The sequence below is a fragment of the Pseudovibrio sp. W64 genome, from assembly GCF_001623145.1.
GTDB lineage: Bacteria > Pseudomonadota > Alphaproteobacteria > Rhizobiales > Stappiaceae > Pseudovibrio.
Map to the genome: position 1 here is coordinate 95,753 of NZ_LMCI01000001.1, position 21,257 is coordinate 117,009.

Below are 21,257 nucleotides of genomic sequence, written 5' to 3' on the forward strand. Positions count from 1 at the left end.
GCTGAAAGCAGCTTGTCTTGCCCGATATGCATACCCGGGCAAGACGCAAGTCACGTGCTAAGCAATGTCGATGGTGACTTTGCCCATGTGCTGTGCCTGATCCATGTAGGCATAGGCTTCGTCGATCTGGGACATGGAGAAAGATTTGTCTATGAGCGGTTTGATCTGGTGCTTGGAGACAAACGCACACAGGTTCTCAAAATAAGCGCGGGAGCCGACCAGAACACCTGACAGCGACGAGTTATTCAGGACAAGCTGGCTGATATTCTCAGGGGCGTGTGCCCAACCAGTCAGAACACCCACTTGTGTAATCAGGCCATGAGCGGCTACGGCACGTATGGATCGCTCCAGTGTTTCCTTCCCGCCAAGGTCCAGAACCACATCAGCGCCGTGCCCATCTGTCAGTTTTCTTAGCTCGACATCCCAATCCGGTGTGGTTTTATAGTTGATCGTTATGTCTGCTCCCATCTCCTTTGCTTTCTCTAGCTTTTCATCTGAAGAGCTGATGAGGACAACGCAGGCTCCAAACGCTTTGGCGAGTTGCAGAGCGAAGATGGCAACACCACCCGTGCCTTGTATCAGGACAGTGTCCTCTGGTCGCAAAGCCCGGTGTTGCTCAAAAAGGGCATGCCATGCTGTGACGCCGGCGCACGGAAGTGTTGCGGCTTCCTGAAAGCTCATATGATCTGGCACACCCACAAGAGTATCCTGATGAAACTGCGCTTGCTCTCTTAAAACGCCCGGCTGATCAGCTGAGCTGATTGCGGAAGATAATGCGCTTGGCTGGAATGGGCCTTCGAGCCAATCCTGAAAGAAGGTTGGCATGACACGGTCGCCAACAGACCATTTTGTGACTTGCTCACCTACAGCAATGACTTCCCCTGCCCCGTCGGACAAAGGCACAAGATCCGCTGGCATTTCACCGTACTGGCCTTTTCGGATCATCTGATCTCGTGCATTCAGGCTTGCAGACTGCAGGGCAATTTTCACTTCGAATGGTCCGAGCGGTTCTGAAGGGAACCTGTGGGAGCTGAATGTATTTCCGTTTAAAACGATACCCTGATGATAACTTTGCGCGTGATTAGGAACGGTCATTGAATGATCTCTTAATGAAATTATATGGGGCAGGCCTTGGCTGCCTTGAAGGTTTTGTTGAGTTGATGCGCCTGATCACACAACGCAGGCAACGTGCTGCTTGATGTGATCAGGCGTGGCACTTGCTTTTAGCTGGCAAGTTTGCTTGCAATTGTTGCGACGTGGCGCCCCTGGTCACGGGCCAGTTTCAACTCATCCTCACTTGGCTGGCGAGAGCCATCCGGGCCAGCAATGGTGCTGGCGCCATATGGGGAACCACCGCGCACTTCAGTGATATTGAAGAGTTCCGGACTTGAGTACGGCAGGCCAACAATCATCATGCCGTGGTGCGCCAGTGTCGACCAGAAGCTGGTGATGGTTGTCTCGTTACCACCACCTGTTCCAGTGGATGTAAACACCGAGCCGACTTTACCAATCAGCTTGCCACCAGCCCACAACCCTCCGGTTTGATCCAGAAAGTTACGCATCTGCGATGCCATATTGCCAAAGCGCGTTGGGGTACCAAAGATGATGGCGTCATAATCCGCCAGCTCACCCGGCTGCGCAATCGGCGCTTTTTGATCAAGCTTGAAGTGACCGTTTACCGCAACTTCTTCCGGCACAAGTTCCGGTACGCGCTTTACAACCACAGTTGTTCCAGCGACATCTTCAGCCCCCTCACGGATGGCCTCTGCCATGGTTTCGATGTGGCCGTAGCTTGAATAATATAAAACGAGAACTTTGGTCATGGGTCTTCCTTCATGTTGCTCTTACAGTGAAGGTAAAGCACCGACATAAATGAACAATATCACATTAAATAGAATGTCTGTTCATTATATATTGACAGTTGTAGAGATTTTCGTGCCACTCAGTGGACGGCGGATATCTTTGGCTGGTGTTCTCACAAAGAAAAAGGCCAGACTTCCTGCGAAGCCCGGCCTCATTTATCGATAGGTGTGAGCCTCAGTTCTCCAGCGATTTATCAGCCCAGATGTCATTGTCGATGCCGACAAGTTCCTGCAAGTTGGCAACCTTGCGGGCAGCAACGAGGCGGGACAGATGGTGGTTGATCTTCTTCACCAGCGTTTGTCCCTCATAAACCATGCCGGAATAAAGCTGGATCTGGTTTGCGCCTGCAAAGATCTTCGCTGCGGCTTTTTCTGGTGTGTCTACACCACCAACGCCAAAGAGCGGCAGATCCGGACCGACTGCACGTCGGGTTTTCGCCAATGCAATGGTGGCTCGTTCAAACAGCGGTGCGCCTGACAACCCGCCTGCTTCTTTGGCCTGCAGCTGATCCTTCAGCGTGGCTGGACGGGCGATGGTGGTGTTGGAGACAATCATGCCATCGACGTTGCTGGTCAGGACGACTTCTGCGATTTCCTTGAGCGCCTCGTCGGTCACGTCTGGGGCGATTTTGAGCATGACGGGCACCTTACGGCCCAGGCGGTCTTCTTGCTCGTTGCGCGCTTCCATAATGGCGGTGAGCAGATGCCCCAGTGCATCCTTCTCCTGCAAGTCCCGCAGGCCGGGTGTGTTGGGAGAGGAAATATTGGCCGTCAGGTAGTCCGCCAGTTCTGCAAAGCGCTTTACACCCAGAACATAGTCCGCAACGCGATCCTCTGAGAGCTTGTTAGCGCCAACGTTGATGCCAAGCACTCCCGGCGTGCGGCCAGCTTTGCGGATGCGCTCGTAGACGACATCGTGGCCGTCATTGTTGAAGCCATAACGATTGATAACGGCGCGGTCTGCACTCAGGCGGAAATTCCTAGGCTTTGGATTACCTTCCTGCGGCAGAGGGGTGACCGTTCCCACTTCAACGTGCCCAAAGCCAAGTTTCATCAGCGGCGCGATGGCTTCGGCATTTTTGTCGAAGCCTGCTGCCATGCCCACCGGGTTCTTAAAAGTCAGATCGCCCCACTTGTATTCGAGAGCCTTGTCCTCGATCTGGCCGAATGTCGGCGCGAAACCTGAGGCCAGCATCTTGATGGTTGCGTTGTGGGAGGTCTCCGGGTCCAGACAATGCAGTGCCCGGATACCGACTTTGTTTATGAGGTTTTCAATCGACATTTACAGCTCCGGAAACTCGTGATTGCCATTTGCATCCAATGGCAAAGGTTTGACCCATATAGCTTTGGAGGTGGGAAACTTGCCATAGAGATGCGGAAAGAGCGTTCCACCCCGGGAGGCTTCCCACTTCATTTGCTCTGCAGGGAAATCTTCGCTGTCAACGGCAATCAGCAGCAAGTCGGTTTGTCCCGCAAAGTACAGCGCTGCTGTTTCTTTTACGGTCTCGGCGCTGGAAAAGTGGATATAACCATCGGCCAGATCGATCGGTGCACCCGCAAAGAAACCGGCTGCTTCAGCTTCTTGCCAAAGCGCCCTGGGGGCGATCTTGAATATGAGGGACATGGGACTTGCCTTTCAGGAGAGACGTCTACTCAACTGAAGTCATGCTCTTACATCCACAAATCAGTGGCTGGCAACCCCTCTCTTTCGTCTAGAGCTTGCAATAGGATTTTATTCACCACATACAAGATTTCTTTGAGATGCGGGCGCAGTTGGCGTTTTAAGTCATATCTGCGTTCGTTTCAGGTGACGCCGGTGCTGCCGCAGGAGGATATATGCTGGATCACGAACACCTTTGGGCCGCACTTGATAAGCTGGCTGCGCAGCATCAACTGACGCCCTCAGGACTGGCGCGCAGAGCTGGGCTTGATCCGACCTCTTTCAATCCTTCCAAGCGGTTCGCTGCAGATGGTCGTCCGCGTTGGCCTTCCACAGAGTCGCTTGCCAAGGTGCTGGAAGTCACCCAGATGTCTTTTCTGGACTTTGCCGCTTTGCTACAAGATAAAACCGAGATTTCAACTACACATTTCAGGTCTTTTCCAGCTTTTCTTTGCACGAGTGATGAGTTGAGGGAGGTTGATCCGCAGCAGCTTTCCGATTTTCAGTTGGACAAATTCTGCGATAGCTTCATTTTTCCGAGTTCTCAGAGTGAGAAATTCTTCGCGCTTGAAGTTTCGAGTAATAGTTTTGAACCATACTACAGGGAAGGACAAATTCTCATCGTCTCTCCCGAGGCTTCTTTGCGGCGGCATGATCATGTTTTGATAGCAACCAAATCCGGAGTTCTTCATTGCGGTGCTTTGCAACGGCAAACAAACGAGCGCATTGAATTTCGACGGGACACTCCTGACGATAAGCCAAGGGTGGTTCAGGTTGCAGATCTGGTTTGGACAGCAAGAGTTTCATGGGTGAGCCAATAAGCAAACAGGGCGCTTATGCGGATTACCAAGACCACGAGTATTCTTTTTGGAGCTTTGCTTCTTGGCGCCGGGTTTTATGCGCTGACAGAGTACAATGCAGCGACAGCCTTGCGTGGGAATGCGCGCACATTGTACCGCCCTTCTTCGTTTCCTATTGAGCATCAGCCGACAGCAGAGGAGAAGCAGCGGGAGCTGGCTGCGCTTGAAGCTGCCCGTGTTGCAGCTGAGGCGAAAATTCCAAAGACGCCGCCCAAGCATCCTCAAACACTTCGCAATGTTGGCGGCAGTCGCACGCCCCCTCCTCCTGTAACGACACAGCTCCAACGCGTTGCACATGTTAAAGTACCTCGCAAATCCAAGCAGCCTCCTCCGAAGGAACTCGTGCTGTATCGCCCTGTTGCCGTTGACGGTGCAACTCTAAGTGATAAAAAGAAGAGAATATCCCTTCATCACATTCAGCCTGTACCGCTCAGCACAACATGCCCCAGTGAAGATGGTGAAAGATGGCCGTGCGGTATCAGAGCGCGGACGGCTTTGCGTGCTTTTATCCGCCAGAAGCGTGTCACCTGCTCAGATATGAAATCAGTGCAAACAGATGAATATGCTGCTTCCTGCAGTGTGGGCAAACATGATCTTGCCACTTGGCTGATTGAAAATGGTTGGGCCAAGGCTGAACGGGATGCGCCAGTTTCACTGAAAGAGATCGCGGCACGGGCTCGGCGGTCTGAGCAAGGCATCTGGCGTTCCAAGCTGGTTCAGCTGAGCGAGGATGAAACCGCAACACTGGTAAACTCCTGGGAGGAGCTGGATGATGACAGCACCTCAACCACACCGCTGGTGATGGAAGGAGAGCCTGCAATAATCTGGCGTCCACGCAACAGCGCGGCTGCGGAGACGTCTGCCACCGAATAATTCATTTTTTACAGGGCCTTGGAGAATAAAAACATAATGTCAGGGTTTTGGAATACACTTAAACGAGAGGCCTGCTTTCTTGCAGGTGCAGCAACCACAGTCTTCTTCTTTCTGGCTGGGGCGGATCTCTTATTGCCCACCTCCGGTCTCTTTGTGCAGATGTTCTGTTTCATCTGGCTTTTCGGTGTCATGCTATGGTGCGCCTTTGGCGTGGTGCGCCATGCAGACTGTCTGGCCGTCATTCTTGGTGAGCCCTATGGAACGTTGATCCTGACGCTCTCGGTGATCGGCATTGAGGTCTCCCTGATCGTTTCCATTATGCTTACAGGTGGGACGAATGAGCCTCTGGCCCGGGATACGATGCTGGCGGTGCTCAATATCGTGCTGAATGGCATGGTGGGCATCAGTCTGCTTCTGGGAGGGCTCAAGTACGGGGAACAGCCTTTCAACACACAGGGCGCCCGCTCTTTCCTTTCAGTCCTAATTCCGCTCGCTACTTTTTCTCTGATCCTTCCCCGCTATACGACCTCAACAGCTGACCCTTCCCTTTCGACGGGACAGCAGATCTCGTTTGCGGTGATGATCAGTCTGCTCTATGCGATCTTCCTTGCCACTCAGAGCATCCGGCATAAGTCTTTCTTCATTCAGCCTAAACCACACTCTGGTGTGGCTCTGTCATTTCTGATGGCGAAGGATGAAGCGGAAGACGATAAGCATGCCCACGATGATGATGATCATCATGACCTGGAGATCTATTCAACCAGCTATCACGCGATCTTCCTGATCCTGACCATGCTGCCGATTGTTCTGCTTTCCAAAAAATTCGCGGTGCTGGTGGACTTTGGCATTGCCAGCTTTCATATGCCTGCTGCGTTTGGTGGTGTTCTCGTTGCGCTTCTGGTTCTTACTCCTGAAGGCTTGGGCAGCTTCCGTGCGGCGCTCTCAAACAGGTTACAACGCTCCGTGAACATCTGTCTTGGATCAGCTCTGGCGACCATCGGTTTGACAGTCCCGGCTGTTCTGATCGCAGCCGGGATCTTTGACATTCACATTGTGCTGGGTGTGAAGGATACGGACATGATCCTGCTCCTCCTGACACTCATTTTGAGTATGATCACGTTTACCGGCAGCCGAACGAACGCCCTACAGGGCGCTGTCCATCTGGTGTTGTTTATCTTCTACTTCATTCTGATCTTCCAGCCCTAGCAGATCACGCTCGACCAACTCGTTGATCACATGATCCACCCAGTGCTGATTACCAATCGGTGCTGCGTGGATTCCGTCCTCGCAGAAACCCTCAGCCGTGATCCCCGGAGTGACAGAGATAGCAATGGCACCGCGCTCATGGCACAGCTGCGTGCCGACACGATTGATCATCTGCCGGCGAGGCTCCAGTACAGCGCCTAGTCCCCACGAGAGCGCGGGCACGTTCATTGGTGACATGAGGTTGGACCAGTAAATCCGGGCATGAGGGTACTTGCTACGCAATGCATAAATCAGCTCGCCGAACCCTTTCTTCCAGGCTTTGCCAGAACGGAAGTTCTTCAGGTCATTGAAACCGATACTGATGTAAATGTGTGTGTAATCGGCGTGCGGCAGATTGGGGACGACCACATCACGGATTTGGCTGGAAGTTGCAGAGTTGTTGCCAGCAGCCCGCCATTTAACAGGCCGTCCGGATACCTCTGCCATTTTGTGAGCCATCTTGCAGGTCAAGCCATTTGTCGTGTGGTCCAGCCCCACTCCGGCAACGGAGGAATCACCAACAACAAGCAGGTTGATCAACTGGCCCTGACCGGGAACCGCACCAAATTGCGGTCCTGGTGCTGGTGACAGCCTTAGGGAATTAGCACGGGCACGTAAGCCTTCGAAAATGTAGACGGGTAAAAGCGCCCAAGTTAGCCAGCTAGGAAAAGACATTAAAAAAGCCCCCTCGTTTGAGGGGGCTAATTCATCACGCTGCAAGCTCTCCTGCAAGTGCTTTTGCAATCAAACTACGAGTTTCCGGAATACCGTAGAGGGCGATAAAGGAACCAAAGCGTGGACCTTTCTCCTGCCCCAGAAGTACTTGATAAATAGCAGAGAAAAAGGTCTGCGCGACACCAGGGCGTCCATCTGGACCCGGCTTTGCGGTGTTCTGGTAACGCTCAATATTACGACCAATGTCGTAAATTGCGTTTTGGATATCGCCGCCGTCAGTCTCTGCTGGCAGGCCAGCAAGCACTTCATCCAGCTTGGTGAGCATTTCTGTCTCAACTTCATCTGCTGCTTTGAACTTCTTCGTTGGCTTCACGAAGTCGTCGTAATAGCGGATGGCGTAGCCAACCAACTCATCCAGCATCTTATGCGTTGCAGCAGAAGAGCCCGGTGCGTAGCGGGAGATGAACGCCCACAGCACGTCCTTGTTCTCTGCGTTAGATGCAGACACCAGGTTGAGCAGCATTGCGAAGGAGATCGGCATCTCTTCTTTCGGCGGTGTGCCGTAGTGGATGTGCCAGACCGGGTTCATCAGCTTCTGCGCTGCATCCATGTTGTCGAACTTGGACAGGAAGGTGCAGTACTCATCAACCGCTTTCGGGATGACGTCAAAATACAGCTTCTTCGCAGTTTTCGGCTTCTGGAAGTTGAACAGGGACAGGCTTTCCTGATTGGCGTACTGGAGCCACTCTTCCATGGTCAGGCCGTTGCCTTTGGACTTGGAGATTTTCTGGCCTTTGTCGTCCAGGAAGAGCTCGTAGTTGAAGCCTTCCGGAGCAGGACCGCCCAGAGCCTTACAGATCTTGCCAGACAGGTTCACACTGTCGATCAGATCCTTACCAGCCATTTCATAGTCGATACCCAGAGCGTACCAACGCAGCGCCCAGTCAGCTTTCCACTGACATTTGACGTTGCCGCCTGTCACCAGAACTTCAACACGCTCTTCAGTCTCAGGGTCAATGTAAGTCACAGTGCCTTTTTCGACATTGCGATCTACCATTGGCACCTGCAGCACAATACCTGTGCGCGGGCAAAGCGGAAGAAATGGAGAGTATGTGGCCTGACGCTCTTCACCCAATGTTGGAAGAATGATCGCCATGATCTTGTCGTAGACTTCCAGCATGCGCAGGAGCGCTTTATCGAACACACCAGACTTGTAGTAGTCGGTGGACGACACAAAGTCATACTCAAAGCCGAACTTATCCAGAAACGCCATGAGTTTTGCGTTGTTGGCCGCTGCAAAGCTTGGGTATTCGTTGGAGAATGGATCCGGCACGCTGGTCAGTGGCTTGCCAAGAAATGACGCCATCATCTCCTGATTAGGCACGTTGGTTGGCACTTTGCGGAAGCCGTCCATATCATCTGAAAAGCAGATCAGCTTGGTCGGGATCTTGTCTTCTGTGAGCACACGAAAAGCGGTGCGCACCATGGTGGTGCGTGCAACTTCGCCAAAGGTGCCCATGTGCGGCAGACCAGATGGACCATAGCCGGTCTCGAACAAGACCGGCCCGGTCTTGGGTTTCTTCTCCAACCGTTTGACCAGTTTGCGTGCTTCTTCAAACGGCCAGGCTTTAGATACCTGTGCCGCCTCGATAAGTTCTGGGCTGAGATCGAGTTGAGGCAAACTGTTCATAGACATGGATTTTGAGATCCGTATTTGGAGATTAAATTGTAACTGAGTTTCGCTTTCTTCAGCAGGATTTAATGCCGGAAAGCTGCGCGAACTTATGTAAAACTAGCGCCCGCGTCAATGACAGTTCTCGGGTTTTCGGCTCTACCCCCTTGTATGAGGCCGGAAGCCCCCTTACCTTTGCAGTCATTAACCGCCGCCAGACAATTTGGCAGAGCGAAAAACTAAAGCAAACCAAGAGGCAAAGCTTTTCGCTTTGGGGAGATATGGGTACAATAGAAAGATTACTGAGCGTAGAAGAAGCTCTCATTCATGTGATGGTGATGGTTTCCGCCGCAGATAGCGCGATGAGCGACGCAGAGCTGCGCCAGCTTGGCGATATTGTGGGCATTCTCCCTGTCTTCAAAGATTTTGACGACAATAACCTGATCAAGATTACCCAGCAGTGCGCTGAGCGTCTTTCCGGTGAAAACGGCATGAACGCAACGCTGGCGCTTGTGGCAGAGTCATTGCCAACCAAATTGCATGACACTGCTTATGCTCTTGGTGTGGAGATTGCTGCGGCAGATTTGCGGGTAAGCCCTGAAGAAGTGCGTATGTTGCAGTTGCTGCGTGACCACCTGAAGCTGGACAAGCTGACGATCGCAGCGATTGAGCGCGGCGCTCAGGCCCGCTTCCGCACACAATAACTCAGTTCAATCTGATTAGCGGGCAGCACGACTGCCCGCAATCCTGCTCTTTGCGCTGCAAGATATTGTTTGCAGCTGTTAATGCACGGTCTTGACCATATCCGGCAGATCCAGCGAGAAAGCTGGAATTTTCACCGCAAAGGACTCCCCCTTTTCAGTTTGCATACGGTAATTGCCCGTCATGATGCCTGAAGGGGTATTGAGTGGACAGCCTGAGGTGTACTGAAACGACCCACCGGGTTCGATGACTGGCTCTTCACCAACCACACCTGCCCCGTTGACTTCCTGCGTGTTGCCGTTGGCATCGATGATATGCCAGTGGCGAGACCGCAGTTGGATAGTATCAGAACTCAGGTTCTCAATTGAGACCGTATAGGCCCAGAAGAACTGCTCATCTTCGGGAGTGGACTCCTCAGCAAGATAATACGGTTCGACAGTGATCTGTATATTTCGGGTAACGGCACGATACATAGCACAACCCATTTCTAAGGAAAATTCCACTGCAAATACAACAGCAGTACGCATCCTATTTTTAATAAGTCTAGCCTTTTCACCCCGATCTTCGCAAGAGCAGCGATCTCACACCGAAGGATCTGGGTGGTTCAAAACCATATGTCGAACCATAAAAACGCGAGAAATGGCCGAAAGTGTGCAGATCGCAGCAAAAGTCCACGCAACCCATGAGAAGTAAGTGGGGAACAAGCAAAATGCGACGAAGACACCAATGGTTTCAAAGCCTTCAGCGAGCCCTCCCAGATAATAGAAGGACTTCTTGCCTCGCAATGAGGTTTGCATGCCCAACTTCTGTGCCAGTGTTGCAAAGGCAAGGAATGTGGAACCGTTAATGTAAAAGCTGAAAAGTAGGGCTGCTGCTGCCAAAGCGTTCTGCTCAGGCGCAACGAAGGCAAAGGCCAGTGGGATTGCACCGTAGAAGATAAAGTCGAATGTGATGTCGTAAAACCCGCCGAGATGTGTGGACCCCGCCGCTCTGGCGATGGCACCATCCAACCCGTCTGCAAAGCGATTGAGCAAGATAAACAGCAGAGCTGTATTAAATTGCCCAGCGGCCACCGCCGCCCCCGCCGCAAGGCCAAACCCAAGCCCGACCAAGGTCACTGCATTTGCAGTAATCCCCAGATCTGCCAGCGCTTTTCCCATTCTATTGAGAGGTGGGTCTATATAGCCGCGGAGTTTTGCATCAAACATATCGTATCCTATCAGATATGCTTTTCGTCTTAGGGCTTTTTTTCCAAGGTGCCTATAACAGCCCGCTCGCAATCCACACGCGCGGTGATCAAGATTACTTCATCAGAACTTGATCATGATCTTCAACGTAAGTAGTTCTGCCGACGGATAATTTTATTCGCGGTTTTTCCGCAATTTTTCCAGCTCAACCATCAGATCAAGTTTCAGGTCTTTTAGTTCACTCAAGACAACCTTTGTCTCTTCATGCACGTTGATACGATCTTGCTCAATATCCTTATCGTGCTCCTGCTGCATTGCTGCAACGATTATACCGATAAACAAGTTCAAGACGGTGAAAGCGGTGCACAATATGAAGGGAATGAAGAACAGCCATGCATTGGGAAAGACCTCCATAACTGGCCGAACGATCCCCATACTCCAGCTTTCCAGTGTCATGATCTGGAACAGCGAGTAGGCAGATGCTCCGATTGAGCCGAACCATTCGGGAAACACCAAGCCGTACAAGCGTGTGGCCATTACGGAGAAGACATAAAAGACAAGAGCCATGAGCAGAACGATTGAGCCCATGCCCGGAAGTGCGAGGATCAGCCCACCAATCACACTTCGCAGAGACGGGACAACCGAAATGAGCCTCAAAATCCTCAGGATCCTGAGCGAACGCAGAATGGTTGCCGGGCCGGTTGCCGGAATGACTGCAATCGTGATGATGAAGAAATCGAAGAGGTTCCATGGCCCCTTAAAGAAACCCGGACCAAACGCGATGATACGCAGTGTCAGTTCAACAACAAAAATTACAAGGATCAACTCATCAAGAAAGCGCAGTATGGGGCCGTACTTGGCAATAAGCATCTGGCTTGTATCCAAGCCAAGGACAACAGCGTTCAACGCGATTATACTTATGATTGTGAATTCCCATTGGCGGCTTTCAATGATGGATCGCAACTTCGCCCGCATTTCGACACTTGACCTCACATTTCGAATTTGGGCCCACCCTAAGTAATTATCTGATGGTTTCAAGTTGAAAGGGGCCAACAAAATATTGACTGGTATAGATGAAGAAATCGCCAAGAACTTCAGGTAGTAAAGTCAAAACAACACTACCAAAATTAACTTATAGTTTTCATAGGCTTGATCATTTCCACAAGAGCTAACAAAAAATTGCATAAATTTTGTAGAAATCGCGGGCATCGCTCAACATCAGAGCCGAAATCTCCTGAATGTATGACCTGAAGAATTAAGAGGCTGAGATTAACACCTGTCAAACGCATCCGGCTTGAAGCCTGCAATTGCAGCTTCCCCCTCTCCTCACGCCGGTTTGATACATGGATGATGTTGCTTCTGGCACTCTCTGCAACTCATAAAACTCTGTATGCCTATTGGCAGATACAACCTAGGCTTTTTTGAGAAGCGGCAGAGACGCCTTCTGAAGGACTGCGCACCAAGTGCTGGTGTTGGTGCGCTGAGGTGCCTCCATGTTGCACAAAGACCGTCGTCTACGATCTGGGAGTCCGCACTAAGTCAACTCTGCTGTTTTCTTTTGAGGGGCCTTACGATTGCGTCTCAGTTTCGCAACATCTTGCCGCAAAGTCCTGAGCTCTTTCATGATAGCATTTGCTTCCATTCGCACATAATGGTGATGCTCTTCCACATCCCTCTCATGCTCTTCCTCCATTGCAGCAACAATGACGCCGATGAACAAATTCAGGACTGTTAATGCAGTGGTCAGAATGAACGGTATGAAGAACAACCAGGCATTCGGATAGACATCCATAACCGGGCGGACGATTGCGTCACTCCACCCCTCCAGTGTCATAATCTGGAACAGAGAATAAGCTGAAGCTCCGATCGTTCCAAACCATTCAGGGAAGGTCTCGCCGTAGAGCTGCGTCGCCATGACAGAGAACACATAGTAGACCAGAGAGAGAAGCAACATGATTGAGCCCATCCCTGGCAATGCCAGGACCAGCCCTCCGATCACGCGCCTTAGCGATGGGACGACCGAGATGAGCCGCAGGACTCGAAGGATTCTCAGTGACCGTAGTATCGCTGCCGGGCCAGTGGCCGGAATAAGCGCAATGCTTACGATAAAGAAGTCGAAGAGATTCCAGGCCCCTCGGAAAAAGCGGAAGCCATATGCAAACACGCGAAGAGAAATCTCAATCACGTATATGCCTACTACGATATCGTCCAATGTGCGGAGTATTGGGCCGTAATGTTGTTGAACAGTCTGGCTGGTTTCAACCCCTAAAGTTATCGCATTCAGGGCGATGATAGATATGATTGTGTATTCCCAAGCCTTACTTTCAATGATCGCACGAAGTTTTTTTCGCATCGTCCACATGTCCAGACATTACGTTAGGGAATGACGATTTAAACTCTGAAACCAGTTGTTTTTATGTTTCTTCAATAACGAACTCAGAAAAACATCAGGAAAGAGAACAGTTCATTATGCTTGGGTCTAAAAATATACTTCACTCTTAGACAACTCTGAAGTTCGACTAAGCATTTTTGTTTCTGTCGTACTACTTGGAGAACCAATATGAAAGGCTGATTGGCGGAAGATAACTGCAATGATGGTGACCTGAGAGCGAGTATCAAATGATAAAAACGACCAAGGATGACATAACCCGGTTTGTAATTGCGCAGGACCCGGTTTTCTCAGAGGTGGTGCAGGAGCTCTCACAAGGCCGGAAGACCTCACATTGGATCTGGTTTATCTTTCCTCAATTACGTGAACTGGGCCGTTCCTCAACCGCGCATTTCTTTGGCATTGCCGATCTTGGAGAAACTCAGCGATATCTTGCCTATCCTCTACTGGCCGCGCGATTACGTGGCTGCTGCGGGTTACTTCTCAAGCATACCGATCTCAGTTCCAAGCAAATTCTTGGCGAAATAGACAGCTTGAAGGTGCGCAGCTGTGCAACCCTTTTTGCATATGTTGCTGATGATCCAATAGTGTTTCATCAGTTACTCGATCAATTCTATAACGGGCAGCCGTGCAATCTCACGATAGACGCTCTCGGGTTGCCTTGGAACGCTTAGTTTCTCTTCGCTCCTATCACTATTGGGCGCTCTTTCTTTCCCCCCCGATGACGCACCATGCCATGCTCTGTTTTTCGCCAGTAATGCGGTTTTATGGCAAATTCAATGAGCGCTTTGTAAGAGGCAAAGCAGCCAAGAACCCAATAGAATGGAATGCTTGCAATCTCCCAGGACCGTGCCCGAAAGCCACGCTTTGCACTACCTTGCAGGACCGTGACAACAGTGCCACCGAGACCAAAGAGAAAACAAAACATGGCATAGATGCTGAAGGCATCAAATGCCTGCAGTCCGGTGTTGTAAAAGTTCAAAGTAAGCTTTCCAAACATGAGCGCAGTCAAGGGAGCTGCCCAAAGGCACAGCATGCCGCCAAAGAACGTTAGGAGCAGTAAAGCAAAGTTTGTCACGCCGAGTTGCTTGTAGGTCAACATTGGATGGCGCAGATGCACAGCGAGCGTTTGTATCCAACCTTTATGCCAGCGTGTGCGTTGATGGAGCCATGCTGTGAGCGTAAGCGGTGCTTCCTCAAAGGTGGAACTATTTAGCGTGCGGGTCTTAAATCCCTGCCGCGCAAACCTGACCGCCAGATCAGCATCCTCAGTCACATTAAATGGATCCCAGCCGCCAACCTTCCGCAATGCACTGACACGGAAGTGGTTGGAAGTCCCTCCCAGAGGCAGCAAAAGGTTTTTGCGGGACAAGAATGGCAGGAAGACATCGAAGAGTGCAGCGTATTCAAAGGCAAACTGGCGGACCAGCCAACTTTCTTCCGCATGATCAATGGACAATGCTGCTTGTAAGCAAGCGACATCATGGCCCTCAAGAGCAAACTGGCAGATGGCTTTTTTTAGTTGCTGTGGCTCTGGCCTGTCCTCGGCGTCAAATACCGTCACAAATTCACCTTTTGTCGCGGCAAGGCCGACGGAAAGCGCGCGAGGTTTGGTTTGAGGTTTTCCGGGTGGCAAGATGATCATCCGCATTGATTTTTTTAGCAGTTTACGGAGATTTTTCTGTGTCAGCTCATCGTCTTGCTCAACCAGAAAGATCACGTCGAGCGCGTCTTTCGGGTAATCCAACGCATCCAATCCATCGACCAGTTGGCGACAGATTGCAGACTCCTTGTAAAGAGGGACAAGGACGGTGTAGTGCGGCCATTTATCCAGCTTTGGGACCGTAAACTCTTGCCGGTCAGAATAAGTGAAAAATGACGCAAGGCGAAGCAACCCTGTGACACCGAGTGACAAAGTCAGCAGGATAAAGAGGCCCCATAAAAATGCATCAAACGCGAAGCCAGCTGCACCGAGGAAGATGATTGGTGAGACTGTCAGCAGCTTTCGTTGCGAAGGCAAAAAGCGATACACTGCCGACATTGAAACATCGTCTTGTGCCAAGGCGTTGGAGCTTGCGGTCGTTACCGTCAACGCCTTTTGGTACTGCGGTGTCACAATCACAATCTTGCTCGTGGCTTCATCGAAATATCCCAGAGCCCGCTCAAAAGCCTCGAGTTGATGACCAAGTGGGGCCGCTGCGAAGACGACCTTTTGATTAAGATCCAGTGCCGGAACGAACAAAATTCCTTCAGTTTCAAATGGCTTTAGCTTCTCATCGATTGGAGCGATTGCTGACAGGCTGCCATCAGATGCATAGCGAATGTTCATTTTGCCGGAAATTCCCCAGTAGAACACTGAGGCATCCAGAAATCCTTGTTCAATCAGGTAATTGCTGATGCACTTGTCTTCCACCGAGATCCTCAACTTTGCGAAGTCAATCAAGGCATCGGAGCAATTGCATTGCAGCAGCACTTCCCGCTCCAGCGCGTTCTTCAGGCGTACAAATTCAGGAACATATCGTTCTTTGAGTGAAGGCCTGGAGACACTTTTGATAAGAGGCCCAGCCCTTTCATCAGGAGAAGGATCATTAGCAGACTGCTCCAGGGGGCTAATCGCTGTCATACGGTTTCGCAGAGCTTGTCCCGCTTCAACAGAACGTGCGCTTTCAATGCGACCAATCGATAGAGCTAAAGAGCGTAAAGTGTTCGCCTGACGCACAGAAAATGGCAGCCCGTTAGCTGCTGATATCTCGCGATATTCTTGCCCTCCCTTTGATACCGTGGCCCTTGTTAATCTAGGAGGCTCATCTTCGGTTACAGGTCTTCCCCTTACGCAGACATTCACTTAGTATCTCCTTGAGAATTTCCCGTTAGGCTTACGCTCTGTTGCAAATTGGATTGGATAACTTTTGCGTTTCCCCGTATTCTTCATATTGCTGATTTTATGTAGTGCCCAGCCGCTCATTTTCGCGGCGTCAAATGCTATGGCACAGAATGCAAATGGCTCGGATAGCTGGGAGGTTTCCCAGAGCTCTCCATTGTTGGGAGGGGGAAACAGTGGCTCGGAAATTGGAGTAAAGTCCCGATCTGATCCGTCATCGGTCGTTATCCCTTTGTTTTCTGGCGGGCAGTCTGGTCTAGCGACAACCGGCAAGGCGCCGGAGCGGATCCGTTTCATTGCTGCAGACAACTTTCCACCCTTCATTTTTCGAGATAGTGAAGAGCGATTGATGGGTTACAACGTGGATCTTGCCCGCGAGATCTGTCAGAGCCTCAAGGCTGCCTGCAGTCTCAAGATCATTCCGTTTAACCACTTGGCCAATACTGTGTTTAATGGAGAAGCAGACGCTGTCATTGCTGGAATGAGCATGACACCGGAAACACTTGAAAAACTGTCGTTTTCTCAGATCTACATGCGATTTCCGGGGCGCTTTGTCGTCGGCAGGAACAGCACACTGGAACCTCTGCCAGAAACACTGGGTGGAAAGCGCATTGCAGTTGTGGAAGGGTCGCGTCATGAAGCATTTTTGGAGCGGTTCTTTACAGATGCAGTTGCAGTTCCGTTTGAAAATGAAGAGCTTGCCCGCAATGCTTTGTCCAGGTCAAATGTGGACGCTCTGTTTGGCGATGGGATGAGGCTGTCATTCTGGTTGGATACGCGCACTGCCGACGGATGCTGCAAGTTTGCAGGTGGGCCGTGGCTGGATCCGAGCTACTTTAGCGGTGGATTAGCGATTGCAACAAAGGCAGGCAATACCAAGATGTTGAATGCGATCAATCTTGGTCTTACCCGCCTTCAATCCAACGGTCGTCTCGGGGAACTCTATCTCAGATATTTCCCGCGTGGTTTCTTCTGATCATCCTTGTTTCGGCGTGCCATCTTTATTGACACGGCTTGAAAGCCAACCTTGCACATGCGCTAAGGCTTTGAACGGCAACAGCAATGTCCAACCTAACTGGCGTGGCTCTTTGCCCTGAAATTCACTCAGACCAAACGTGATATTCTCCTGACCGCCCTTAGGATCATTCACATAAGTGGAGAACAAACGATCCCACCAAGGGAAGTTGAAGCCGTAGTTACTATCGGTTTCGATGGGTCGGGTGGAATGGTGGATGCGGTGCATGTCTGGTGTTACGATCATCCAACGCAAGATGCGGTCTGCTTTGTCAGAGAGCTTGATGTTGGCATGGTTGAACATGGCGGCTGCGTTGAGGACAACTTCAAAAATCACCACAGAGAGAACAGGTGCACCGAGGAGTGCGACGACGATCACTTTCCAAAGCATGGAGACTGCAATTTCCAGCGGATGGAAGCGAAGAGCCGTTGTGACATCAAAGCGTGGATCGGTGTGATGAACCTTATGCAAATGCCATAGGAACGGGACTTTGTGGCTGGCGACATGCATGGCCCAGACCGTAAAATCGAGCGCAAAAAACGCGATTACGCCCGCTATAACTGGGTCAACTGCCAGCCAGTGCGCGAGGCCAAACCCCTCCACCTGTGCCCAGTAAGCCGTTGATACTGCTGCAAAAGGCAAAGCGAACCGTAGCATCAGAGTGTTGATTATCGACAGGAGAAGGTTGGTTGACCATCGTCGTGGCCGCTCCTGGCTCTCTGAACGCCTTGGAATGAAGATTTCCAAGAATGCGAACACTAAGAATGCGCCCGCAAATATTCCCAGGCGAATGACGCCTTCTTCCATGATGAGTTCCGTTCGATTAGCGCGCATCTTCTACGCATTTATATTAGTTAATTTGAATATGGTGCCTATTGAAGACGGGGACAAGTAAATTTCCTGTCACTTTTGTGGTGAAAGAGGCGCTAAAATAGCTTCATGACTGAGATTTTATGGACACGTCCTGAAGGTGAGTGCCATGGCACTCTTGTGTTGGCTCATGGTGCGGGTGCGCCGATGGATGCCAATTTTATGAACCGGTTTGCGGAAGCTGCGGCTGCGAATGGCATTGCTGTTGCGCGGTTTGAATTTGCTTACATGGCGAGGCGTCGGGAGACAGGCAAGAAGGCTCCTCCTCCACGGGCGGACAAACTCATTGGCGAATTTCAGAGCGCTATGCAGGATATTCTTGAACAAACTCAAGGCCCTGTCCTGATTGGTGGCAAGTCCATGGGTGGGCGCGTTGCAGCTATGCTGGCGGGTGGAGAGAGCCTGCCGAAGCGTATTGCTGGCGTTGTGTGTCTTGGGTATCCGTTCCATACAGAAGCGAAGAAAGAGTTGGCGGACTGGCGGCTTGAGCCGTTGCAGAAATCCACTCGTCCTATCTTGATTGCGCAGGGTGATCGGGATCAGATGGGGCATCAGGCTGAGGTGGAAGCTGTTGATTTACCTGAGTTTGTTCGGCTTTTCTGGTTGGAGGATGGAAACCACGACCTTGCCCCGCGCGGTGCTTCTCCCGCGACCTGGAAAGGCAATATTGAACAATCTGCCAGAGAGACGGCAGAGTTCTTTAAGTCGCTGATTTCCTGATAGTATTTTGCCCTGCGCCTTGTTGTGCGGGGCTTTTTTTTATTCGATTTATTGCGGAGTGGTTGAAGTGAGTGATGCTGTTTGGACGGCGCGTCAAAGCGGTTGGGTTCCCAAGTCGGATGATGCGCGGACACCTTATGACGTGGATTATGCCCGCATCGTTCATTCTCATGCCTTTCGCCGCCTGCAGGGGAAAACCCAGATCCTCAATCTGGGTGACAGCGACTTTTATCGCACGCGCCTAACGCATACGCTGGAAGTGGCACAGATCGCTTCGGGCATTACCCGGCAGTTCCGGGCGTTCTTCAAGGATCATCCGGCTTACGATTACATCCCTGAGGAAAGCCTCGTAAAAACAATCAGTTATTGCCATGATATCGGGCATCCACCTTTCGGGCATGGGGGTGAAGTGGCACTGAATTACTGCATGCGCGAGGCTGGTGGCTATGAAGGCAATGGCCAGACCCTGCGCATTGTTTCAAAGCTGGAGAAAATGTCGGAGAAGCATGGGGCTGATCTAACGCGGCGGGCATTGCTTGGCATGATGAAGTATCCAGTGGCGTTCTCAAAGGTCCATAATCCTGAGTTATCCCCGCGGCTTAACCCCAACACCTCCACAGTGAGCCTGATTGACCGGAAGCGCTCTGCTCCGCCCAAGTGTTTTATGGATGGGGAACAAGAGATCGTCGACTGGGTGCTGGAACCACTCTCTGAGCGGGACCGCTCACTGTTCTGCAGCTTTACACGCAAGGACGGTAAGCACGGGAAATCTCGTTTTAAATCATGGGATTGCTCCATCATGGATCTGGCTGATGACATTGCCTATGGAGTCCATGACTTTGAAGATGCGATTGCTTTGGGGCTGGTTCGGGAAGAGCAGTTCCGGGAGGATATCTCTGCAGACGTTTGCGCGGCATTTTTGGATGATCTGATCGAGAGCAATCCGAAGAAATATTCTGGCAATGCCTATGAACAGATGATTGCAGGGCTGTTCGGCAATGCTAATCGGCGAAAGCAATTCATCGGGAAGCTGGTTCACTTCTTCATTGTAGCTGTTCAGATCAAGGCTCAGGAAGCTTTCAGCGAACCACTTTTGAAGTACAAAGCTGTTCTGCCAGAGGGGCATGCCAAGGTGCTGGATGCGCTGAAAGGCTTTGTGTTTGAACGGGTTATTCAGGCACCGAATGTTCAACATCTTGAGTTCAAAGGGCAGACTATGGTGGTGGCTGTCTTTGAGACGCTTATGAGCGAGCCCAAGGCGTTCTTACCGGAAGATGTTTATGCTGACTTCGTTGAGACTGAAGACGGTTCACGGATCGTCTGTGATTACGTTGCCAGCATGACCGACATGATGCTCCTAAAAACCTACGACCGGTTGTTCAGCCCGCGCATGGGGTCGATCTTCGACCGCGTTTAGTTAAGGTTCTCATTCAATATCAATGAGTTAAAGAAAAACGCTGCCAGTGATTTTCTGGCAGCGTTTTTTTGTGCGTTGGTTTGCGTTTTTTACGCTTTTCCTGAGCTGTTGTGTCAGGCAGCAGTCATGTTCATTCACACTGCCTGCCACAACTTTTTACCTAAGCGAATTCTAGTCGCTTGATTGAATCCAACCAAGCGGAACGCGCTTTAGTCTTCGAACACCTTGTTCGCGTCCAGCTCATAATCCTTGGAGCAGAAGTCGCACTTGATGTGAACGGTTCCTTCCGCTCTCATCTCGGTTTTGTCTGCCTCAGAAAAGTTCTGCATCATGGCAGTGATCTTTTCTTCAGAGCAGGTGCATTTGTCTGCCATCTCCTGCGGGGAGAAGACGGATGCACCACGTTCGTGGAACAAGCGGTACAGAAGACCTTCGACAGTCAGGCTTGGATCGATGAGCTCGTCATCTTTTACGGTCTCGACCAGCGAGCGCGCTTCAACCCAGGCATCGTCCTCGTCAATCTCGTGAGCTTCATGTCCTTCCGGTGCGTCGCCCGGATGGATGTCAGCCTGCTTGAGGCGATCCAGAGACTGAGGCAGGAACTGAACCATGATGCCACCAGCAGCCCAGGAGTGATCAGCACCACCCTCTTCGGCTTTGGTCAACACTTCAGCCACGCCGAGGCGGACGAAAGTCGGGATCTGCTCTGACTTCTGGAAGTACTCGTGAGCCGCCTCTTCCAGGGTGGTGCCGTTCAGGACCACGATCCCCTGGTAGCGACTGGTGTGTGCTCCCTGATCAATGGTGAAGGCCAGATGGCCTTTACCGAGCAGGTGGTCTGGTTTGAACCCATCTTTGGCTGCAACTTCGGCGACCTTGTCTTCGCTGAACTGCGCCATAGCACGCAGCCCGTCAGGCGCGTTGAAATCAACAACGAGCGTGGAGACTGCACCATCGGTCTGGGCTTGCAAGGTCAGGCGACCTTCGAATTTGAGGGTACTGCCAAGCATGGCTGTCAGGACAATTGCCTCTGACAGCAGCTTGTTGACTGGCGCAGGGTACTTGTGCCGCGCCAGCATAGAGTTCAGCACCGGCCCCATATTGATAACCCGACCGCGAACGTCCAATGCTTCAACAGCAAAAGGAACAACAGCGTCAACGCCAGCGGCGGTCGGTTGAGCAGGTGTATTTGTCATCTTGTTCTTTTATCCTTGCACATATCTTTGTCT

At 51.3% G+C, this 21,257-nt stretch carries 21 protein-coding genes; 8 read left to right on the forward strand and 13 right to left on the reverse strand.

The annotated features are described in order from the left end of the window. Window positions 1–57: 57 nt before the first annotated feature. From PsW64_RS00480 to PsW64_RS00495, 4 genes are all read right to left on the reverse strand, one after another. Window positions 58–1,095, reverse strand: coding sequence for a zinc-dependent alcohol dehydrogenase family protein (locus PsW64_RS00480; protein WP_082830972.1), 1,038 nt, complete (start codon window positions 1,093–1,095; stop codon window positions 58–60). A gap of 128 nt (window positions 1,096–1,223) precedes the next feature. Next, window positions 1,224–1,823 (reverse strand): NAD(P)H:quinone oxidoreductase, encoded by a 600-nt coding sequence (wrbA, locus tag PsW64_RS00485; protein WP_063302352.1) that lies wholly within the window; start codon window positions 1,821–1,823, stop codon window positions 1,224–1,226. A gap of 214 nt (window positions 1,824–2,037) precedes the next feature. Further along, window positions 2,038–3,144, reverse strand: coding sequence for a quinone-dependent dihydroorotate dehydrogenase (locus PsW64_RS00490; protein WP_063293830.1), 1,107 nt, complete (start codon window positions 3,142–3,144; stop codon window positions 2,038–2,040). Then, complete coding sequence (locus PsW64_RS00495) at window positions 3,145–3,486, reverse strand: DUF952 domain-containing protein (RefSeq protein ID WP_063293829.1); 342 nt, start codon at window positions 3,484–3,486, stop codon at window positions 3,145–3,147. It lies immediately after the preceding gene. Window positions 3,487–3,698: 212 nt separating this feature from the next. Between PsW64_RS00495 and PsW64_RS00500 the strand changes: the two genes are divergently transcribed. The 3 genes from PsW64_RS00500 to PsW64_RS00510 are packed head-to-tail and all read left to right on the forward strand — an operon-like array spanning window position 3,699 to window position 6,461. Beyond that, window positions 3,699–4,343: a S24 family peptidase gene (locus tag PsW64_RS00500; protein ID WP_063293828.1), complete on the forward strand. Its 645-nt coding sequence runs from the start codon at window positions 3,699–3,701 to the stop codon at window positions 4,341–4,343. 15 nt (window positions 4,344–4,358) lie between these two features. After that, window positions 4,359–5,255, forward strand: coding sequence for a thermonuclease family protein (locus tag PsW64_RS00505; RefSeq protein ID WP_063302353.1), 897 nt, complete (start codon window positions 4,359–4,361; stop codon window positions 5,253–5,255). 36 nt (window positions 5,256–5,291) lie between these two features. Beyond that, window positions 5,292–6,461: a calcium:proton antiporter gene (locus tag PsW64_RS00510; protein WP_063302354.1), complete on the forward strand. Its 1,170-nt coding sequence runs from the start codon at window positions 5,292–5,294 to the stop codon at window positions 6,459–6,461. On the opposite strand, the gene PsW64_RS00515 is transcribed toward PsW64_RS00510, so the two are convergent. Then, entirely contained in the window at window positions 6,399–7,175 is a 777-nt protein-coding gene (locus PsW64_RS00515; protein ID WP_082830973.1) for an SGNH/GDSL hydrolase family protein, read from the reverse strand. The genes PsW64_RS00510 and PsW64_RS00515 overlap by 63 nt on opposite strands. A 34-nt stretch (window positions 7,176–7,209) precedes the next feature. Beyond that, on the reverse strand, window positions 7,210–8,871 hold the full coding sequence (locus tag PsW64_RS00520) for a lysine--tRNA ligase (protein ID WP_063293824.1): 1,662 nt from the start codon (window positions 8,869–8,871) through the stop codon (window positions 7,210–7,212). Between the two features lie 257 nt (window positions 8,872–9,128). Here PsW64_RS00520 and PsW64_RS00525 point away from each other — a divergent pair, with 257 nt between their 5' ends. Continuing rightward, window positions 9,129–9,551, forward strand: coding sequence for a tellurite resistance TerB family protein (locus PsW64_RS00525; RefSeq protein ID WP_200962360.1), 423 nt, complete (start codon window positions 9,129–9,131; stop codon window positions 9,549–9,551). A 78-nt stretch (window positions 9,552–9,629) separates the two neighbouring features. On the opposite strand, the gene apaG is transcribed toward PsW64_RS00525, so the two are convergent. The 4 genes from apaG to PsW64_RS00545 all read right to left on the reverse strand — a co-directional run bounded on the left by apaG (window position 9,630) and on the right by PsW64_RS00545 (window position 13,089). After that, the gene (apaG, locus tag PsW64_RS00530) at window positions 9,630–10,022 is read right to left on the reverse strand and encodes a Co2+/Mg2+ efflux protein ApaG (protein WP_057465027.1); all 393 of its coding nucleotides are present in this window, start codon (window positions 10,020–10,022) and stop codon (window positions 9,630–9,632) included. A gap of 108 nt (window positions 10,023–10,130) precedes the next feature. After that, a complete protein-coding gene (locus tag PsW64_RS00535) occupies window positions 10,131–10,757 on the reverse strand; it encodes a CDP-alcohol phosphatidyltransferase family protein (RefSeq protein ID WP_057464930.1) in 627 nt (208 codons plus the stop codon). 153 nt (window positions 10,758–10,910) lie between these two features. Further along, a complete protein-coding gene (locus PsW64_RS00540) occupies window positions 10,911–11,711 on the reverse strand; it encodes an ion transporter (protein WP_063287308.1) in 801 nt (266 codons plus the stop codon). A 559-nt stretch (window positions 11,712–12,270) separates the two neighbouring features. Further along, on the reverse strand, window positions 12,271–13,089 hold the full coding sequence (locus PsW64_RS00545) for an ion transporter (RefSeq protein ID WP_063287447.1): 819 nt from the start codon (window positions 13,087–13,089) through the stop codon (window positions 12,271–12,273). Window positions 13,090–13,355: 266 nt separating this feature from the next. Between PsW64_RS00545 and PsW64_RS00550 the strand changes: the two genes are divergently transcribed. Next, window positions 13,356–13,799: a DUF1810 domain-containing protein gene (locus tag PsW64_RS00550; protein WP_063302356.1), complete on the forward strand. Its 444-nt coding sequence runs from the start codon at window positions 13,356–13,358 to the stop codon at window positions 13,797–13,799. On the opposite strand, the gene PsW64_RS00555 is transcribed toward PsW64_RS00550, so the two are convergent. Next, window positions 13,796–15,748, reverse strand: coding sequence for a glycosyltransferase family 2 protein (locus PsW64_RS00555; protein WP_208980480.1), 1,953 nt, complete (start codon window positions 15,746–15,748; stop codon window positions 13,796–13,798). The two genes, PsW64_RS00550 and PsW64_RS00555, sit on opposite strands and share 4 nt — an antisense overlap. A gap of 361 nt (window positions 15,749–16,109) precedes the next feature. Between PsW64_RS00555 and PsW64_RS00560 the strand changes: the two genes are divergently transcribed. Further along, on the forward strand, window positions 16,110–16,982 hold the full coding sequence (locus PsW64_RS00560; RefSeq protein ID WP_063287306.1) for a transporter substrate-binding domain-containing protein: 873 nt from the start codon (window positions 16,110–16,112) through the stop codon (window positions 16,980–16,982). Here PsW64_RS00560 and PsW64_RS00565 read toward each other — a convergent pair whose 3' ends face one another. Continuing rightward, a complete protein-coding gene (locus tag PsW64_RS00565; protein WP_063287446.1) occupies window positions 16,983–17,828 on the reverse strand; it encodes a sterol desaturase family protein in 846 nt (281 codons plus the stop codon). It abuts the gene before it with no gap. A 132-nt stretch (window positions 17,829–17,960) separates the two neighbouring features. On the opposite strand from PsW64_RS00565, the gene PsW64_RS00570 reads away from it, so the two are divergent. Next, a complete protein-coding gene (locus PsW64_RS00570) occupies window positions 17,961–18,611 on the forward strand; it encodes an alpha/beta family hydrolase (protein WP_057464923.1) in 651 nt (216 codons plus the stop codon). 67 nt (window positions 18,612–18,678) lie between these two features. After that, window positions 18,679–20,028 carry an anti-phage deoxyguanosine triphosphatase gene (locus tag PsW64_RS00575; protein WP_063302391.1) on the forward strand — a complete coding sequence of 450 codons (1,350 nt, stop codon included), beginning with the start codon at window positions 18,679–18,681 and terminating at the stop codon, window positions 20,026–20,028. Between the two features lie 209 nt (window positions 20,029–20,237). On the opposite strand, the gene PsW64_RS00580 is transcribed toward PsW64_RS00575, so the two are convergent. Then, on the reverse strand, window positions 20,238–21,224 hold the full coding sequence (locus tag PsW64_RS00580) for an Hsp33 family molecular chaperone (RefSeq protein ID WP_063302357.1): 987 nt from the start codon (window positions 21,222–21,224) through the stop codon (window positions 20,238–20,240). Between the last annotated feature and the right edge of the window lie 33 nt (window positions 21,225–21,257).